This window comes from Bacillus sp. BHET2, from assembly GCF_005938125.1.
GTDB lineage: Bacteria > Bacillota > Bacilli > Bacillales > Bacillaceae_B > Rossellomorea.
Genome location: NZ_VCQN01000004.1, coordinates 44,548 through 63,058, shown reverse-complemented (window position 1 = coordinate 63,058; position 18,511 = coordinate 44,548). Strand labels below are relative to the sequence as shown.

Annotated in this window: 15 protein-coding genes and 1 pseudogene; 4 read left to right on the top strand and 12 right to left on the bottom strand. The window is 41.9% G+C overall.

Features of this window, described 5'->3' with window-relative positions; all coding sequences use genetic code 11:
* Positions 1–77: 77 nt before the first annotated feature.
* From FGG79_RS15470 to FGG79_RS15450, 5 genes are all read right to left on the bottom strand, one after another.
* Positions 78–965: a helix-turn-helix domain-containing protein gene (locus tag FGG79_RS15470; protein WP_138779946.1), complete on the bottom strand. Its 888-nt coding sequence runs from the start codon at positions 963–965 to the stop codon at positions 78–80.
* 38 nt (positions 966–1,003) lie between these two features.
* Positions 1,004–1,900 carry a helix-turn-helix domain-containing protein gene (locus tag FGG79_RS15465; protein ID WP_138779944.1) on the bottom strand — a complete coding sequence of 299 codons (897 nt, stop codon included), beginning with the start codon at positions 1,898–1,900 and terminating at the stop codon, positions 1,004–1,006.
* A gap of 518 nt (positions 1,901–2,418) precedes the next feature.
* Positions 2,419–2,805, bottom strand: coding sequence for an SMU1112c/YaeR family gloxylase I-like metalloprotein (gene gloA2 / locus FGG79_RS15460; RefSeq protein WP_138779942.1), 387 nt, complete (start codon positions 2,803–2,805; stop codon positions 2,419–2,421).
* A 41-nt stretch (positions 2,806–2,846) separates the two neighbouring features.
* Entirely contained in the window at positions 2,847–3,593 is a 747-nt protein-coding gene (locus FGG79_RS22185) for an NERD domain-containing protein (protein ID WP_138779940.1), read from the bottom strand.
* A 318-nt stretch (positions 3,594–3,911) separates the two neighbouring features.
* The gene (locus FGG79_RS15450) at positions 3,912–4,838 is read right to left on the bottom strand and encodes a manganese-dependent inorganic pyrophosphatase (RefSeq protein WP_138779938.1); all 927 of its coding nucleotides are present in this window, start codon (positions 4,836–4,838) and stop codon (positions 3,912–3,914) included.
* 175 nt (positions 4,839–5,013) lie between these two features.
* Here FGG79_RS15450 and FGG79_RS15445 point away from each other — a divergent pair, with 175 nt between their 5' ends.
* Positions 5,014–5,253: a hypothetical protein gene (locus FGG79_RS15445; protein WP_138779936.1), complete on the top strand. Its 240-nt coding sequence runs from the start codon at positions 5,014–5,016 to the stop codon at positions 5,251–5,253.
* A 203-nt stretch (positions 5,254–5,456) separates the two neighbouring features.
* On the opposite strand, the gene FGG79_RS15440 is transcribed toward FGG79_RS15445, so the two are convergent.
* From FGG79_RS15440 to FGG79_RS15430, 3 genes are all read right to left on the bottom strand, one after another.
* Positions 5,457–6,524: an SDR family oxidoreductase gene (locus FGG79_RS15440; RefSeq protein ID WP_138779934.1), complete on the bottom strand. Its 1,068-nt coding sequence runs from the start codon at positions 6,522–6,524 to the stop codon at positions 5,457–5,459.
* Between the two features lie 134 nt (positions 6,525–6,658).
* Positions 6,659–8,665 carry a penicillin-binding transpeptidase domain-containing protein gene (locus tag FGG79_RS15435; protein ID WP_171050970.1) on the bottom strand — a complete coding sequence of 669 codons (2,007 nt, stop codon included), beginning with the start codon at positions 8,663–8,665 and terminating at the stop codon, positions 6,659–6,661.
* A gap of 169 nt (positions 8,666–8,834) precedes the next feature.
* Positions 8,835–10,364, bottom strand: coding sequence for an AbgT family transporter (locus FGG79_RS15430; RefSeq protein ID WP_138779930.1), 1,530 nt, complete (start codon positions 10,362–10,364; stop codon positions 8,835–8,837).
* Positions 10,365–10,589: 225 nt separating this feature from the next.
* Between FGG79_RS15430 and FGG79_RS15425 the strand changes: the two genes are divergently transcribed.
* Positions 10,590–11,153, top strand: coding sequence for a helix-turn-helix domain-containing protein (locus FGG79_RS15425; protein ID WP_060673416.1), 564 nt, complete (start codon positions 10,590–10,592; stop codon positions 11,151–11,153).
* Positions 11,111–11,983 (top strand): annotated as a pseudogene (locus FGG79_RS15420) (IS3 family transposase); the annotation flags it as partial. The gene FGG79_RS15425 and the pseudogene FGG79_RS15420, both read left to right, overlap by 43 nt.
* Positions 11,984–12,038: 55 nt before the next feature.
* On the opposite strand, the gene FGG79_RS15415 reads toward FGG79_RS15420, so the two are convergent.
* From FGG79_RS15415 to FGG79_RS15400, 4 genes are read right to left on the bottom strand one after another with little or no spacing between them, the layout of a single operon-like run.
* A complete protein-coding gene (locus FGG79_RS15415) occupies positions 12,039–13,346 on the bottom strand; it encodes a hypothetical protein (protein ID WP_138779926.1) in 1,308 nt (435 codons plus the stop codon).
* Between the two features lie 3 nt (positions 13,347–13,349).
* On the bottom strand, positions 13,350–14,582 hold the full coding sequence (locus FGG79_RS15410) for a M20 family metallo-hydrolase (RefSeq protein WP_138779924.1): 1,233 nt from the start codon (positions 14,580–14,582) through the stop codon (positions 13,350–13,352).
* A complete protein-coding gene (locus FGG79_RS15405) occupies positions 14,579–15,901 on the bottom strand; it encodes an amidohydrolase (RefSeq protein ID WP_138779922.1) in 1,323 nt (440 codons plus the stop codon). Before FGG79_RS15405 ends, FGG79_RS15410 begins: the two co-directional genes overlap by 4 nt.
* On the bottom strand, positions 15,898–17,100 hold the full coding sequence (locus FGG79_RS15400) for a M20 metallopeptidase family protein (protein ID WP_138779920.1): 1,203 nt from the start codon (positions 17,098–17,100) through the stop codon (positions 15,898–15,900). The genes FGG79_RS15405 and FGG79_RS15400 overlap by 4 nt, the downstream gene beginning before the upstream one ends.
* Before the next feature lie 399 nt (positions 17,101–17,499).
* Between FGG79_RS15400 and trhO the strand changes: the two genes are divergently transcribed.
* Entirely contained in the window at positions 17,500–18,465 is a 966-nt protein-coding gene (gene trhO / locus FGG79_RS15395; protein WP_138779918.1) for an oxygen-dependent tRNA uridine(34) hydroxylase TrhO, read from the top strand.
* The last annotated feature ends 46 nt before the right edge of the window (positions 18,466–18,511 follow it).

The following is an 18,511-nucleotide window of genomic DNA, read 5'->3' as shown; positions in this document are numbered from 1 at the left end:
ACCTATAATCATTCTTATGAAGGACATGGTAAATGTATGAGAAAACTAGTTATGCTTTTTACCAGAAACGGAAAGTATCAGGATAATATCCTCTCAGAGAGTTGTTCTTTTTTATTCATTAGAAATGTCATATGCTCATTATTTCCAAGCAATTCAAACATGAATATAGATTTCTCTATATAAATGATAGCTTCTTCCAGGTTCTCTTCCAGCTCGAAGTTATAGCCCATATGATAGTGGAGTTGCGCTAAACCATATAAATGCTCCTCTTCAATACACCATCTTATTCCTTCCTTGCAAGATTCAATCGAATCTTTGTATCTGCCTAGCCTGGTTAACGCTCTCGCTACATTATAAAGCAATCGGGTTTTGATGGATTTATCGTTGAGTTGTCCAGTAAGGTGTATGGCATTTTTCACTTGATCATAATATTTGAGGGCTGCAGAATAGTCTTCTATACCAACATAAAAACCCCCCATTGTTAATAGAATCTCCATTTCCCTTTCCGAAAGTGCTTTTTTACTATCCGCTGTAAGGAAGAGGGCTTTCTTTAACAATGGGAAAGCTTCTTCCCCATTATTTTCAACCTCAAATATGTAAATTCCTTTGTGCCAATACAGAAGTTGAAGGTTTTCCTTTTCTTTAAAAAGGGGATTGTTTTCTTCTGCTCTCACCATTTCGATCATTTCTTTATATCTGTGTTTTTTTCTCAATTTCCGTAATTGGCGTTCAACTTCCTTCAAATAGTCCAATCGAGGGGTGGTCCCTATTTCAAAAAAATAGTTCACATCCACTCCGAGCTTCTTGGAAATTTGATAAAGTGAAGTTGCATTGGGATCGACGTCTCCCTTTTCGATTCGACTAATGAGTGCCTGTGTGCATATCCCATCTGCTAACTCCCCTTGAGTCAATCCAACAGTCTTTCGCAACTCTTTGATCTTTTTACCAATGATTGAGTAATCCATTCAACTACCCCCAATCCTCTTTGATGTATCCCATACTCTTAAGACATTACATCCATCTTTTCTTTAAGGTTCTCAATCTTTTCTTCTATAAAAGTAGTTAATTTCGTGTTGAATTGAATCTCAAAAAGCATGGCCGCTTTGGTTAGAAAGGGTAAGGCTTCTTGATAATTCTCTTCTAGCTCCAAGTTATATCCAATATGGTAATTCAATTGAGCAAAGCCATATAAGGTTTCTTCTTCAATGATCCACCGAATGCCTTCTTCACAGTACTGGACGGATTCTCTATACTTCCCAAGCCTCGTCAGTACCCTTGCAGTATTATATAAAAGCCTGGTTTTGATAGATTTATCACTTAGCTGGTCACTGTATGCCAAACACTCGTTTACGCTTTGGTAAATCTCTAATGCCCGTTCATAATGACCACGGCTGAATTCCAAAATCCCTGTACTGATCAAAATATTCATTTCTCGCTCTGACATCGCCTTTTTCTTATTATATGTCAGGGAGAGGGCCTTCTCTAAAATGAGTAAGGCTTCCTCTTTGTCTTGCTCAACTTCATTCACGTATATTCCTTTATGCCAATAGAGCAGCTGAAGATTTGAGTCATCCTTTATGAATAATGGATTCTTCTCTTCGGTTTTGACAATCTCAATAATTTCATCGTATTTTAATTTTACTCTCAGCTTCTTTAGTTGACGCTCGACCTCTTTCACATAATCCAGGCGGGGAGTCATCCCAATTTCGAAAAAATAGTTTACATCAACACCAAGCTTTTTCGAAATTTGATAAATAGACGTAGCGCTCGGATAAATATCTCCCTTCTCAATTCTACTGATCAAGGCTTGAGTACAAATTCCATTCGCCAATTCACCCTGAGTCAATCCAACGATTTTTCTCAATTCTTTGATCTTTTTTCCAATGACTGAATAGTCCACAAGCCCACCACCTTAAAATATTAATATTTTAATATTTTATCAGAAAACCAGTATTTTTTTTAGGAATATCCTTATATATTCTCTCTTAGGGCTATAAACCGGCAATACATACATTTCAAATCTATGTTTTAATAGATGTAACGACAAATTACAATACCTTTTGATGGCACTTCTCCTTGTGGGAAGTGCTCTTTTTTCTCTTTCGTTAAGTGGAAAAGACGACATCCTCCAGGTAATCCTGCTTTTTACTTTGACTGCCATAATCACGGTGCTTCTCCTTGGGGGATGCGCCATTTTTTATGAAAGTGACAGCTACCCTATATTAATATATTTATATTTGGATGGGAATTGAGGAGAAATCCACAATAATGACCTACGTACGCACTCTTATTCCTCCCAGAGCGACATTACACAACTTCCTGATTTATGTTTTAATAAATCTAACGACAAATTACAATACCTTTGGACGGCACTTCTCTTAATGGGAAGTGCTCTTTTTTTTGAGGAACGGACCTCTATCAGGATTCATAAATCTCTAAAGGCAATCCATCTGGATCCTCGAAAAAAGTGAACCGTTTATGAGTGTAGGGGTCGACCCTGACCATCTCTGTTTCAATCCCTTTTTGATTCAGTTCCAATACACACTCCGCTATATTCTCCACTTCAAACGCCAAATGCCGCAATCCTTGCGCTTCAGGATAGCTCGGACGAGACGGCGCATCGGGGAACGAGAAGAGTTCGATGATATATTCACCATGTAAAGCGAGGTCGAGCTTGTACGAATCTCTTTCTTCTCTGTAAGTCTCCTGTTTGACATCAAACCCCAGCTTATTAACGTAAAAGTCTTTTGATTTTATGTAATTCGAACAAATGATGGCGATGTGATGGATTTTTTTGAAGTTCATGATGCCATTCTTCCCCTTATTTTCATCAAACTATATACCCACTAGGCAATAAACCGGCACTTCGGAAAACTGCTGCAGCCTTTAAAAGATCCCTTCCCATTTTTGCGGGTACGTAACACCAATGGATTCCCGCATTTCGGACATACTCCCGCATTCACTTTCATCTTTTTATCTTGCTGATCTGCCCTGACTTGCTTTACGTGTGCTTTTGCAGCTCCCTTCTCACCAATGTTCTTTAGTTGCAGCCTGTGAGATATCCCTTTTATCTGAAATGGATTAAGGGCAATTTCGTCATGATTTTCAATTAGTTTTACAAGCTGATTGGAATAAATGACGAAAGATCGGTGTGAGGAAATCTCCATTTTTTTAATAGTGGATTTGGGATCAAAGGCAATGACTGAAAAATATGGTGGCTGAATGTGATCGCCAATGATTCGCTCAATTGCTTTAATATGTCCATAGTTTTGGTGGAAAGGGTTTTGAAACGATTGCTTACGTTTATAAATGACCTGGGTCCATTTTTTACTATTTTCACTTCCATAGATCCATCCCTGATAATTCTTCGTTTCAATAACGAAAATACCTGCTTTAGATAAGACAACGTGATCAATCTGTGTGGTCTTCCCATCTTGTGCAGGGATAAGTAGATCATGTAAAACAACATAGTGTTCCGGATTGAGTTTCCCCAAGTGATATCGAACCTTGCCTTCACCGATCTTACCTTTAATCAATGGGGTTGAGGCGAAGAAGGCAAGTAATACAATTAGGAATAGAAAAAAATAGCTCATTAAAACACGCCCTTCATGTGGAATTATTATACAATTTTAATACTACCACAAAAACAAGACGATCTATTACAGTATAAATTCCATAAAAAAGAAGCAGCCTCTAAGGACTGCTCCATCTTTTATTTAGTGAGTGCTGGTTGATTTCCGCTCCAATCAACTTTCTAAGCATGAATTTCTGACTTCATTCTAATCTAAAACCATACACGTTAACAAAACAGCTGTTTTCAAAGTGTGCAGTGGTCGAGTTTAGGTTGAATAGTAGGAATACTGTTTCTTTCATTTTTTATCATATTTAGCTCACACTCATTGAGAGCCTTATTATTTCATCGTATCCGTCAACACAGGAACGATTTGCTTCTTACGAGAAACAACACCCTTTAACAGTGCTGTATTATTTTCAAGCGTCACGTTAAACGCTTTTTCAACTTCCGCCGCTTTACTTCCAAGAGCGAGTGCCATTGAGTCGTTTTCCAAGATGTCTGTCACAACCAATAAGAAAAGATCTAATCCTTTTTCCTTGATCATTGTTTCCATTGCTGCTTCCACTTCTGCTTGGCGTCCGAATACATCATTCGTGTCCACAACGTTGACTTGAGCGACTTCAACCTTCGCGTTGCCCATGGAGAATTCTTTCGCATCAAGGGTTACAAGCTCCGCCACTGATTTTGTGCTCATGTTCGCACCGGCCTTCAGCATTTCCAGGCCATATACTTGGGGATCGACACCAGCGATTTCAGCGAGCTCGTTTGCTGCTTCAACGTCTTCATCTGTACATGTAGGAGATTTGAATAGTAGGGAGTCGGAGATAATCGCTGACAGCATCAGTCCAGCCATTTCCTTCGTTACCTCTACTCCTTTTTCCTTGTAGATCTTGTTTAAGATCGTTGCCGTACATCCAACCGGCTCAGCGCGGTAGTATAGGGGATCTGACGTTTCAAAGTTGGCGATACGGTGGTGATCGATTACTTCAAGAACGCGGACTTCCTCAATGTCTTCTGCACTTTGCTGGCGTTCGTTGTGGTCAACGAGGATGACTGTATCGGTCTCAGTTGCAACCTTCTCTACTAAACGTGGTGCATCGACGTTAAAGTAATCAAGGGCGTATTGTGTTTCACCGTTCACTTCACCTAAGCGTATCGGCTCAACGTCCATCCCGATTTTTGTTTTCAAATCAGCATAAACTAGTGCAGACGTGATTGTGTCAGTGTCCGGATTTTTGTGTCCGAAAATTAGTGTTTTACTCATTGATCATTCTCCTAACTCTATGTAATGGGTATCGTTAATTTCTCTCTTTACATTTTCTTATATTACCATATTTAAAGGCAAAACCGTATGATTGGGGATGATTTTTTCCAGTGATTGTGAAGGTAATATTCCCAAATTCTGTGTTATAATAAGTGCACAAGGAGGTGAAAAGACAATGGATCAGGTATTACAAGCAATCAAGGAGCTCCAAGGACACTTGACGCGCTTTGAGAACAACATGGATGAACGTATGACGAGATTAGAAAACCGCATGGACAAGCTCGAATCCAGAATGAACGTCCTCGAAGAAAATCAACAGGATACGCAGGACAATATCGCCATCCTGGTGAAGGAAAATTGGGATCATAAAAAGGAACTTCATAAAGTAATGAGACGGGTTGGGATGGAGCAATAATATTCACATCCTCACTATCACTTCACCCTGACTAAATTTGTTTACTTATCCAGGTCTTTTCCTTCACCCTTCAATTTATATCCTACTGATTCATAAACCTCTAATCTTTTCTAATGCATTTCTTTAGCATTGGAAATTTGTTTATTGTCAACATCGTCATAGACCCATAAAAAAATCAGAGGCAAGTCACCTCTGATCACTAGTTACATTCTCACTTTTCCTTCTCCCTGACAACCTGCCCGAATAATCATCTCAATCGTCTCTTCCGTCATATCCAAATGAGCGATCCCCGTACCTTCAATCAACTTTTGAGTATTGCGATCATCAAACGTCAGTGCACCAGCAAGGTACACCTTGAACACCTCAATCAAGCTATTAAGCTTTACCTCTTCTTCATCCAATTCATATTCACCCGTGTTTTCAAAAACCGATAAGTTTTTAAATTCGAGTGCGTCTTTGAGCATATTTAACAACTCGATATTTTCTGGCGGATTCGGATTGGTAATATGATAGATTTTGTCCGGCTGAGCTCTGTCAGGAGCCAGGCTTAAAATGTCTGCTACATAGTCTACTGGAACGAGATTCGATGTACCGTTCTTGGCAGCAACTAGTCTGTAGCTACGTTCTTCTCCTCCACGCCTCGCCGTCTTACGCTTGAACACTCCGAGAGCGCGCATGAATCCATACAACGTAAACTGGGAATCAGCTTCACCGGTTTTGGAATCACCCACGATGATCGCTGGTCGGAAAATAGACACATCCATCTGATTTCTATAGGAAGCAACAAGATGTTCCGATTTCACCTTACTTTCCTCATATGGGTTATGGAACTCCCCGTCTGTTGGATACAGCTCTTCTACCCCTTTAGGAAGCTTCCCTACAGTGTAAGCCGTACTCACATAGTAAAACTTCTTCACTTGAAGACGTGTTGCCAGTTCAAGTATATGCTTCGTCCCGTCGTAATTCGCTGCGAATAGTTCATCACGCAAATCTTGATCAAATTTCACAAGAGCTGCCAGGTGATACACAGCATCGATCTTACCCGTTAGCCACTCCCGATCATCCTTAGTCAGTCCGGCATTCGGAAGGATAATATCCCCTTGAAAAATATGAATTCTCTTTTGTTCATCCACGAAGAAAGAATCTCTTAATCTCTCTGCCTTTTCTACATTTCTGACTAAAATATAGACTTCGTTTTGCTTATATTGTAAAAGGTTCTTGATGAGCCTTCCTCCCAGAAAGCCTGTCGATCCCGTTAAAAATAAATTCAATTTGATCACTCCTGTTGAATTTCAACCACGTTGGTTATTCCGTTTATCATACCACAAATTGAAAGCGGAATCGTTGGGAAAAGCGTGTTGGAACATGATAACAAAAAGAGAGGAGCATCAGCCCCTCCCTTCCATTATTTCCAACTATCATAAAACTTCTTTGCCACTTGAACCGTATGGGTACTCCCGCCAGCATCCTGTACGTCTTCAAGGAGCATCGCGAGGACCATGGACGGGTCATTCTGATCATAGGAAACAAATAATCCATTTTCTGTTCCCGTTGTCCCCTGTTCTGACTTGATCTCTGCCGTCCCGGTCTTCCCAGCAATCGCTTTTCCTTCCACACTGGCTTTTCCGGCAATACCTTCTGTGACGACTTTGCGCAAATTGGTTTTCATCATGTCGGCTTGTTCTTTCGTCAGCAGATCTTTCTTCCATACTTCCTGTTCTTCATCCATCAGAAGTCTAGGTTTCATCATATTTCCATCGTTGATGATCCCACCGTATGCACTTGCCAGGTGTACAATACTCATCAGTATCTCACCCTGACCAAAGGCTGAATCGGCTAACTGGACTTCTTTGGAGATTTTACCATCGTTAGAAACTTGAGATTTGTACATTGGATAAGAGAACGGAATATCCTCTCCAAACCCGAAGTCCTTCAATCCAGCAATAAAGGTATCGGTACCCATTTCCATCCCTACACGGGCAAAATAAATATTATCAGAGAATTTAAGGGCACTTTCCAGGTCCACCTTGCTCTCATTCGCAAAGACACGGACAACTTTATAATTCCCCCATGATTCATCCTTTTTCCACGTCTTCCCTTGGATATCATATATTTTATTTGGATCGAGCTTCCCTGACTTCAGCCCGACTGAAGCCGTGATACCCTTCATCGTCGAGCCTGGTGAATAGGCAAGGGGGATACGATTTCGCAATGGCTTAGTCGGATCGTCCGCCAGTTTTTTATACTTTTCAGAACTGATCCCTAATACAAACTCATTGGGATCATAGGCCGGTGTACTGACAAGAGCAAGTGCTTCCCCTGTTTGTGGATTAAGGGCTGCAGCCGTTCCTGCTTCATCCTTCATTTGCTCGTATATCTTCTTTTGCATTTCCGCGTCAATCGTCAGTGAAATGTTCTTACCATCCTCCACTGGCTGCTCGACTACGGTTACAAGATCTTCTGACTCTTGTTTCTTCAGATAGATTTGCTTACCGTCTTTGCCTCGCAGTTGATCTTCATAGACTTCTTCTGCTCCGCTTAGACCCATTAAGGACTGAGCTGTATAGCCTTTGTCTTTAAGCTTTTCCAGTTTCTCTGCCGTCAGCTTTCCGATATAACCAGTCAGATGGGCTGTAGCCTCTCCGTACGGGTATTCCCTCGCCGGCACCCGTTTAGAGTAAAGCCCTCCCAGTTCAATCACCTCTAGAGCTAAAGGTCGTTCTGATAGGGCAATCTTCTTAATAGGCACGAAGAATTCAGGCTTCACCCAGCTCTGATCCAGCTTGCTTTGAATGGACTCGGATGACAAATCAATCAATTTCGATAGTTTGTCTAAATCACCGTCATTGAACTCTTTCGGAACAATTCCAAGCTCGAATGCTTCCCCATTGATGGCAAGAGGCTGCTGATTCCGGTCTAGGATTTCCCCGCGCTTGGCAGAAATGCTATCCACGCCAACTTTATCTCCCTTTTCCATCTCTGGAAGGATAAACGAAGGCTCCCAAGCGACGAACCAGTTTTCATCCTCATCCTTTTTCTCTTTAGTTAAAGTGATCTCTTTTTCATATGAAACCTCACCAGCCAAGGTTTGAAATGAAATAGTCATAGGGAATTCTGCTTTTGTTTCTTTGTCCCACTCCACTTCTTTATCAGGCTTTTCAAAGGATACTTTTACATCCTTCACTTCTAAGTCTTTATAGATATCTTTGTATCTTGTGACGAAATCTTCTTTTTTGAATGTTTCTTTGGTAGAAGAATTTACATAGTCGGAGAACATACTATCAAACTTTCCTTTATTCCAAAGATCCACGTATTCCTGCAGGCGATCATCAGGCTGAGGTTTCTCCTGACATCCTGCGACCAGTAGACTGAGAGTAGCAAAGAAACAGAGCAGAAGGATTCTTTTTATCATATGTAGTGACAACCCCTTGATTTGATTTTTTTGTATTTTCATTGTTTCAAATTGTATCCATTTTTACAAATTTAATGTATTACTCCTTGTCAAAGACTATGTCCATTTTCGAAAAGGTATATGTGAAACCTGAAAAAAGTCCAGCTCATATGAACTGGACTTTTTCATATTATAAATATACCCCAACTTCAGGACCAAACGGAATCCCCAACAACGCAAATGCCAGAAGCAGCACGATCCAAACTGATAAAAATGCAATCGTATAAGGCAGCATCAGAGAAATCAAGGTTCCGAGTCCCGCTTTCTTATCGTATTCCCGCATGAAGGCCAGGATGACGATAATATAAGGATTCATCGGTGTAATGATATTCGTGGATGAATCTGCAATCCGGTAGGCTGCTTGAACAAACGCAGGGTTATATCCAAGTGTGGCAAACATCGGGATGAAAATTGGTGCCTCAAGCGCCCATTGTGCCGATCCACTAAAGATTAATAGATTCAACAATGCCGTCAATAGAACAAAACCGATAATGCCTGCGAGCCCTGTCATATTGATTGATTCTAAGAAATTCGCGCCACTGACTGCGACCCATGTTCCAAGATTGGTCCAGTCAAAATAGGCGATGAACTGAGCAGCTGCAAAGATTAAGACAATGTATCCACCCATGTCTTTCATGGCTTCTGTCATATACTTCGGAATATCTCTCGTTGACTGGATTTTCTTTACCGTTACCCCATAAGCGATCGCAATGACAATAAAGAAGAACAGGGTAATGGGAATAATTCCGGATAGGAAGGTTGATGGAATGATACCACCATCTTCATTTCGCATTGGCGAGTTCGGCCATACAATGGAAACAACCAAGAGCAGAATAAATGCGAGTCCTGCTAATGTAGCATTCAGTAATGCTTTTCCTTCTAATGGACTTTCTTCTTCCAACACTTTATCGACTTTCCCTTTGTACGTTCCAAGTCTTGGCTCCACGATCTTTTCAGTCACGAATGCTCCGACAACTGTCAGGAACACGACTGAAGTAATCATGAAGTACCAATTGTCCACAGGTGTAACGGTGACTTCGAACGCTTTAGCCGCTTCTGTTGAAATCCCGGCCAGTAATGCATCTGTTCCGGTAATAATGAAGTTAGCCGTAAATCCTGCCCCTACACCGGAGAATCCTGCAGCAAGTCCTGCCAACGGATGTCTTCCTACTGTATAGAAGATCATGGCCGCGAGTGGCGGAATAATAACAAACGCAGCATCTGACGCCAAGTTCCCCATAATCCCTACCATGATGACTGCGTATGTAATTAATCCCTTTGGAGCATTTAAAACCGTTTTCTTGATCGCCGTTTCAAGCAGTCCAACCTTTTCAGCCAAACCAATCCCCAGCATCATAGCCAACACGAGACCGAGTGGCGCGAAGCCGGTAAAGTTATCAAGCATAGAGGTCAGAATGTATTGAAGTCCCTCTCCGGATACAAGACTCTTGATCGCCAGCTCTTCCCCATTTTTCGGGTGTATAACCGTGACGCCTAAACTGGAAATAAACCATGAGAATAAAACAATAAAAACAGATAAGTACACGAATAACATAAAGGGATCGGGGAGTTTATTCCCTACCTTTTCAACTCCACCTAAAAATCGAAGGAATCCCTTCTCTTTTCTCGGTGTATTCGGTTCTAGATTTGGATTTGTCATGAGGTCACTCCTTCATAAAATGTTTTAAGGAATAATTCCTTTTTACTTCCGTTAATAAGTATTTCGATATTTATCGGGGAAATCCTTTTTATTTTTTAATATTTATGAGAAAATTTTAAATTTACGGATTTCTAGTCAGTTTACAATGAAAAAGACCCTACTCAATTGGATTGGGACCCGACCCCCAAAAGTTAGAGTAGAAAACTAACTTTTGGGGGTGTTTTTATGGCTAAATATAGTGAGGAATTTAAAGAAAAGCTTGTGATCGAGTATTTGTATGGGAATCTTGGCTATAAATTATTGGCGAAAAAATATAATATGCCAAGTTCTACTCCATTAAAAAATTGGGTGAGCACCTATAAAAGTCAGGGGATGAAGGGGGTAAAAAGGAAAAGAAAGAATAGGGCGTATTCTGTTCAATTTAAAGTAGATGCTGTAAAATTCACTTTAACTACAGGTGCTTCTTATTCAGAAACGGTTAAGCAATTCAATTTGACCAACCCTGCCTTACTTGCACGATGGGTGAAAGTATTTCGCGAACAAGGGGTAGAAGGCCTGAAAACAAGATCAAAGGGGCGTCCTTCTATGTCTAAGAAACCCAAGAAATCCAATAAAAAAGAGGAAGCAACGTTAACACGTGAAGAAGAATTAGAACGTGAGAACGAGCTACTGAGGCTAGAAAATACGTATCTAAAAAAGTTGAAAGCTTTTCGGGAGAATACGATTGCCTATCGCGAAAAGCACAAGCAAAGCTGGCGCTCGAAATCAAACAGGAAGGATTTCGACTAAAGGATGTTCTCGTGGTCGTTGATATTCCTGAAGCAACCTATCATTATCATGTAAAAAACGTTGGGAAAGAGAGTGCTGAAACAAAACTGAAAGAGCTCATCACAGACCAATTTAAGCAGTCTCATGAACGATATGGATATAAACGGATTACGAAAGAATTAAAGAAATCAGGTCATCAAGTTAACCATAAAAAAGTGTATCGCATCATGAGAGAACTAGGTTTAAAGTGTGTAAAATTCATGCGCAAATCCCGTAAATATAATTCGTATAAGGGAAAGGTCGGGAAGGTAGTGAAAAACCGATTAAACCGACGTTTCAGCACATCGGTCCCCCTTCAAAAATTGGTGACCGATATTACCGAATTCAAATGTCTTGGAGATAGAAAATTGTATTTGAATCCGATTCTAGACCTTTATAATGGAGAAATTCTTGCGTTTGACATCAAGCAGAAACCAACATTAGATCTCGTCATAGAACCGTTGAAAGAAACGATCGAAATCGTCAAAAAACACGCCACCTATCGCACCACCATCCATTCTGATCAAGGCTGGCATTATCAACACAACCAATGGGTGAAGACATTGAAAGAAAATAAAGTATTTCAGAGTATGTCACGAAAAGCGACCTGCGCAGACAATGCTTCCATGGAAAATTTCTTTGGCATTTTAAAACAGGAAATGTATTATGGGGAACGATTAGTGAGCTATGAAGAATTAAAAAAACGGATTGAAGACTATATCCACTGGTACAACCACAAACGATCAAAAGAAAAATTGGCAGGATTAAGTCCAGTGGAATACCGAACTCAATCCTGCCAATCAGCTGCATAATAAAAACTCTAACTTTTGGGGGTTAGCACCTTGAGTAGGGTCTTTTCATTTCAACTTATAATTGAAATCTGTATAATTTTTTCGGTCTTCCTCTTCCGCCACTTTGTTCTTCACCGCTTATTTTCACGATTCCGATTCGTTCCATTTCAGTGAGGATTCTCCGTCCATTACGCTCGGTGCTTTTTAACCAGCGGGAAAGATCCTGGGACGTGATTTCTTCTTTCTCGTAATGACGTGAAAGGGATAGGATTTTTGACACAATCGCAGTGCTGACGGTAGCTCCTTTAAAGGCTTTCTCCCACATCTCTCCCAAGTTGTTCATGGAGTACGTAATCGCCTTAGAGGATGGAAGGATTTCCGTTACCGTCTTATCCTCATTGACACTTACAACGATGGAAGTTTCATGCTTTCTTGCGTGTTGAAAAGCAAGCCGGACATGGTGCTCTGCTTCTAACACAGTCACCCCGAATCCTAATCCCACGCGAATATCCAAATCTGTATGAGCCTTCACTTCCTGAGTCAGGTTAGAGAAAATCGACTCCTTCTCATGAAGATCAAGCTCGCCTCTCGTTGTATAGACAAAGAATAATCCATCCCCCAATTGAACCATGGAGCCATTGATCTTCTGGGCTATATCTAAGAGGTTCCGCTTTAAATCCAGCTCCTGGTGCTTCATCTTGTATGAAAAATGGGACTCGTCCAATGTCTGAGTCGAATAGATGACTTCGATTCCAACGATGGCAATCTGGGATTTACGATATTTTCTGGATTGTGCCCTCTCTAACAAATACTGCAAAATCATCCGAATGGATAAATTCGTCGGCACGACACGGTAGCATGGGATACCCAATTCAGTGAGGCTCTTTTGCACACTTTGAATACACGTAATCGCAGCTTCGATTTCTCCTTTTTCAAAAAGGGAACGGTGATAGTCTACGAGCTCATCCGCACTACGGTACCCTTCATACGGATAACTTGAAATATCAAGTTGATCGAAGGAGTGGAATTGTACGGCTATTTCAATTTCCTTCTTTGAAATCGTATCGATGCTGATCTTCTGTAAGAGCATCTGTTCTTTCATTTGCGCTTCTAATAATGCTCCAAAGAAGCTGGATCCATGTAAAGGGGGAAAGCTTCCTTCCTTTTCCATGATCCATCCTTTTTCAAGCGCATAGTAGAATGGGGATTGTCCTGAAAAGAACCATTGATCAACTAAGCCCCGGTTCTTCTCAAGAATTGTTTCTATTTCATTCACCTCATGATAGGGGAAATTCATAAGTTCAATATTGCCAAAATGAGTAGCCACATGATTGATCCGTTGTATCGAATCATCCGGGCCAATGACACCGATCTTTATCTTCAACTGTTATTCACCTGCTTCTTGCCGCAGCACTTCGGCTAGAATCTCAACTCCTGCATTTAAATCGTCTAACGAGCTATGTTCCAGTGGATGGTGACTGATTCCTTTATCACAAGGAATGAACACTAATGCAGACGGCCATTTGGCTGCCATATTCATGACATCATGCCCTGCACCGCTATCCATTTCAAACGTTTTGAAACCGAGATCTTCCCCGGCACGTTTCACTCTGGCCGTCAGCTCTTCATCTAATAGAATAGAAGGATTATCCACAAGAGTTTCTAGTTTGATTGTAACATTAAATTCGTCCTCTAAGCTTCTGCATCGATCGATTATTTTATCGGCCATGGATCTCTTAAGGGCATCATCGACGGAACGAATATCGATTCCTGCTTCTACATAGCCTGGGATGACGTTCATAACATTTGGTTTTACCTCCATAGTACTGACGGTCGCAACCAGTGGCTTCAGGGACTGATTGGACAGCTTTTCTGCCTCTGTGGAAACGAATGTAATAAGTGGGGCAAGGGCAACAAGGGCATCGGTTCGTTTCCCCATTGGAGTCGTTCCGGTGTGGCCTGCCATTCCTTCCACCTTCACCTTTAGTCGGATTGGACAAGCGACTCCCCTGACGATTCCGAATTGAGACCCGTGATCTTCCACTTGTGTCCCCTGTTCAATATGTAGTTCGATGAAAGAAAGGATTTCGTTTAGGGGTCTTTCAGCCCTTTCAATGGAACCCCAGTCTAATTCTGTTGATTCCACCGCTTCTTTTATGCTGACTCCGTGTCGATCTTTTACATGTTCCACTGATTTATCAAGAATTCCTGCCACGCTTTTACTGCCTATAGTGGAAACACCGAAACGAGCCGATTCTTCTGAGGCAAAGCAGACTACTTCAATGGAATGGTGAGGTTTGAACCCTCGATCTTTTAGGGCTTTTACAGCTCCAAGGCTGCAGAGAACACCCGCTGCTCCGTCATAGCCTCCACCGTTTTCAACTGTATCGAGATGAGATCCTGTCATGACAACTTGATCGCTTTCTCCTTCCCACCTGGCAAAAAGGTTGCCGGCCTGATCTCTTCGAACGGATAATCCTAAACCTTCTGCCACGTTCCGAAATTCATTCATAGAAACAAGCTCTTCCTCTGAATATCCTAATCGCGTAAATCCATTCGGTTGCTCCATTGTTTCCACTAGATTTAAAGCCTTTAATGTTGTATCCAGCCACTCTTTCAAAGTACAACCTCCTCTTTTTGGTGAGATAGTTTTAGAATAAGGCGGGCGAGGGCATCTACTGCCACCTTCAGGACCCCTTCCTCAAAATCAAACTCGTGATGATGGTGTCCGTTTTCTAATGGGGTTCCAAAGACCATAAATGTCGCACTTCCTCCTTGCTGTTGTACTTGGTTGATCATGTAGGTCACGTCCTCTGATGCTTTTAAGGGTAAGGATTCGCGGACATCGTAAATGAGTGGACTATCCTTCTCCGCTTCCTTCAACCATTGAATCCACTCGGGATTACACTCGGCTTCCACCGTCTCACCCACTACATCGATTTCTGCTTCCACACCATAAAGGTCCCCTGATGCTTGCAGTATTCGCAGGGCTTCTTTCAGCATGTATTGATTGATGGCGGTCGTCTCTCCCCTCGTCTCCAATTCCAACCGGGCTTCATCTGCAATGATGTTTCGACCAGCCCCGGCTTGGAGGTTTCCTACATTGATCCGGGTCGCTCCATCAGAATGACGTGGAATCGTATAGAGGTGAATACTTGCCGCGGCGGCAGCCAATAAAGCATTCTTCCCCTTTTCAGGCTCGAGGCCTGCGTGGGCCGCTTTCCCTTTATATGTGACGTTGATTTTAGATGAAGCTAAAAAAGAGTTCGTCGTAGCATATACCCTTCCAAGCTTTGAATCCCGAATACCGATATGGCCGCTTGCGAAATAATCGACGTCATCGAGCCAGCCTTTTTTCACCATCGCTTTTGCTCCCCGTCCACCTTCTTCAGCAGGTTGAAAGAGAAGGGTGAACCTTCCACAAAGCTGATCTTTGTAGGTAGATAGAAAGTTTGCTACACCAAGACCGATGGCGGCATGACCATCATGTCCGCAAGCATGCATCACACCATCATTTCTGGAGTGAAAACCAGTTAAAGACGGAAAGTGAAGATCATGGTCATCGGATTCAGTAATTGGCAACGCATCGATATCAAATCGGAACGCCATGTGGGGACCGGGCTTTCCTGTATCCAATGTGGCCACGACTCCAGTATGACCGCCTTTCATTTTATCGAGCCAGCTCGTCTCCACGCCTTCTTGAATGGCACGTTCTTCCTGGGGGACTAAGAATTCTTGTGATGGAACCCCCATTCGATGGTTTGAATCCAATGCATCCTTTCCTAGGTGAATCGTGAAACCGAGATTGACCAACTCTTTCCCAATCAGATACGTTGTGACATATTCGGTAAATCCCAGTTCCGGTTGCTGATGAAAGGTACGTCTAAAAGCTGTTAACGTCGGAGCGATTTCGTCAATAAACCGGTCGATTGAACTCATAGGGAAGACTCCTTGTGTTCGAGCTTATTCAAAGTATCTATTGTTAGTTGAACCATGACTTGAACCCCTTTGTTTAGTGCTCTTTCATCTAATTTAAACCGTGGGTCATGGAGTGGATATTGGGGTTCTGTGTCCTTCACTGAAGTACCCAGCCAGTAAAATGCACCGGGATATTTTTGGAGGAAACGAGAGAAATCCTCCCCTCCAAGGGACGGAGAAACAACAGGAGTTGCATGCTCCCCAAGAACCTTCTGAGCGGCAAGCTTTACTTCATCTGCCCATTGTGGTGAATTGACTGTTGCCGGATATCCATCTAAATAATCAATCTCCATGTGAGCATCGAAGCTCTTCCCGACTCCTTCTACGATTGAATAGAAACGGCCCTTCACCATCTCTTTCACTTCCGGCTTGAAGGTTCTAATCGTTCCTTCAAGGGTCACTTCATCCGCGATGACATTGTACCGGTAGCCCCCTTCAATTTTTCCAATTGTAAGGACAGCAGAATCGATAGGGTCTGTGTTCCGGCTCACAATCGTTTGAAGCTGAGTGATGAGATTATTGGCAATAATAATGGCATCATTGGATTGATGAGGCATGCTGGCGTGTCCACCGGAACCTTTCACTTTGATTTTAAACCGGTCTGAAGCACCCATGATTTCATGATGAAGAATACCGATTTCGCCAACAGGTAGATCAGGCCACACATGCTGACCGAAAATGACGTCAGGTGTGAATTCTTCGAATACGCCATCGTCCATCATTTGCTGCGAGCCTCCAACAGGAGCATTCTCTTCCGCCGGTTGGAAGACAAGAAGAATCGTACCTGCTATTTGTGACTTCAATTGATTTAACACCTTCCCGGTACCGAGGAGCATAGACGTATGAGCATCGTGGCCGCAGGCATGCATTTTATTCGCTATGGTCGATTTATAGGGAAGGTCATTTTCCTCCTGGATAGGCAGAGCATCAATATCAGCTCTCAGGGCGACCGTCCCTCCAGGCTTTTCACCTTGGATAATGCCCAGCACTCCTGTTTGGGCATAGCCTGTTTTATAAGGGATACCTGCTTCAGATAGTGTTTGTTGAATCATGTTAGATGTTTTGACCTCTTCCCCACTTACCTCCGGGTGTTGATGAAAATGTCTTCGTAATTCAATGACTTCATTCTCTACTGATTGAACAAGCTGCTTAACTTCCATGAAAAATCTCCTTTTTCGGTCGATTGATTATTTAAGGAAAAGTTCCTTAATAATACCGTTAATATATACATTCGCTATTACGGTGGAAACTCCTGTGTGAAAGTGGAAGTTTTTAATTAAATGCTCAGAAATAATAATTGTTTGCTGGAAGAATGAATTGATTTTTGTGCGATAAACGCAACATGGAACATATCACTCAAGTATCAACTTAAATTCCCATCAATCAGAAGACCCTTCAAACCCAATATCCACCACCTTTTCCTCACAATCCCCATCTTTTATCACCCATACATAATGCAATTTCATAAAAATTTGTTATAATAGTACATCGTAAGAGTAATAAGGAACAGAATCCTAAGATTATATCTTGCAAATATATATCGACAGGTGGAAATAAACATGAAAAATTATCGAGTACTACTGTATTACAACTATGTAGCGATTGAGAATCCTGAAGAAGTTACGGCCCAGCATAAACAAATGTGCTCCGATCTTGGTCTTATGGGTCGTATTCTCATTTCATCCGAAGGAATTAACGGCACATGCTCCGGTACGATTGAACAGACAGATGCTTATATAGAAGCGATGAGACAAGACCCTCACTTCTCCGACACAGTGTTCAAGATTGATGAAGCAGATGAGCATGCTTTCAAAAAATTGAAAGTAAAGCATCGTCCAGAGCTTGTGACACTTCGTCTTGAAGATGATGTCAATCCAAATGAAATCACTGGTAAGTATCTTGAGCCAAAGGATTTCTTCGAACAAATCCAACAAGAAGATACGATTCTTCTTGATGCACGTAACGACTATGAATATGAGCTTGGACACTTCAGAGGAGCCGTAAAGCCGGATATCACCAACTTCCGCGATCTTCCGAATTGGGTCCGGGACAATAAAGATAAATTAGAAGGCAAGAAAATCATCACTTATTGCACAGGTGGTATCCGTTGTGAAAAATTCTCAGGTTGGTTAGTGAAAGAAGGCTTCGAGGATGTTGCGCAACTTCACGGTGGAATCGTTACCTATGGTCAGGACGCTGAAGTAAAAGGTCAGCTGTGGGACGGTCAGTTATATGTATTCGACGAGCGCATCGGTGTTCCTGTTAACCAAACAGAACATGTTGTTGTAGGAAAAGACTTCTACACAGGCGAACCTTGCGAGCGCTACGTAAACTGTGCTCACCCACCTTGTAATCGAAAAATTCTTTGCTCTGAAGAAAACGAGTATAAATATATGAGAAGCTGCTCTGACGAGTGCCGTAAGAGCCCTGAGAACCGCTACATTCAAGAGCATGGTTTGACGGAGGAAGAAGTGGCAGAGCGTTTGGCAGTGATTGAGAGTGAGAAGGAAACAGCGAATATTTAATAAGTCAAAAAAAGCACCGGCTGAATTCAGCCGGTGCTTTCTGTAT

Excerpts from the sequence above, each read along its gene's own strand:
- FGG79_RS15430 (WP_138779930.1), bottom strand. The coding sequence starts at position 10,364 with ATGACAAATCCAAATCTAGAACCGAATACACCGAGAAAAGAGAAGGGA.
- FGG79_RS15400 (WP_138779920.1), bottom strand. The coding sequence starts at position 17,100 with ATGGAAGTTAAGCAGCTTGTTCAATCAGTAGAGAATGAAGTCATTGAA.
- FGG79_RS22185 (WP_138779940.1), bottom strand. The coding sequence starts at position 3,593 with ATGAGCTATTTTTTTCTATTCCTAATTGTATTACTTGCCTTCTTCGCC.
- FGG79_RS15425 (WP_060673416.1), top strand. The coding sequence starts at position 10,590 with ATGGCTAAATATAGTGAGGAATTTAAAGAAAAGCTTGTGATCGAGTAT.
- FGG79_RS15450 (WP_138779938.1), bottom strand. The coding sequence starts at position 4,838 with ATGAGTAAAACACTAATTTTCGGACACAAAAATCCGGACACTGACACA.
- FGG79_RS15405 (WP_138779922.1), bottom strand. The coding sequence starts at position 15,901 with ATGAGTTCAATCGACCGGTTTATTGACGAAATCGCTCCGACGTTAACA.
- FGG79_RS15470 (WP_138779946.1), bottom strand. The coding sequence starts at position 965 with ATGGATTACTCAATCATTGGTAAAAAGATCAAAGAGTTGCGAAAGACT.
- trhO (WP_138779918.1), top strand. The coding sequence starts at position 17,500 with ATGAAAAATTATCGAGTACTACTGTATTACAACTATGTAGCGATTGAG.
- gloA2 (WP_138779942.1), bottom strand. The coding sequence starts at position 2,805 with ATGAACTTCAAAAAAATCCATCACATCGCCATCATTTGTTCGAATTAC.
- FGG79_RS15445 (WP_138779936.1), top strand. The coding sequence starts at position 5,014 with ATGGATCAGGTATTACAAGCAATCAAGGAGCTCCAAGGACACTTGACG.
- FGG79_RS15435 (WP_171050970.1), bottom strand. The coding sequence starts at position 8,665 with ATGATAAAAAGAATCCTTCTGCTCTGTTTCTTTGCTACTCTCAGTCTA.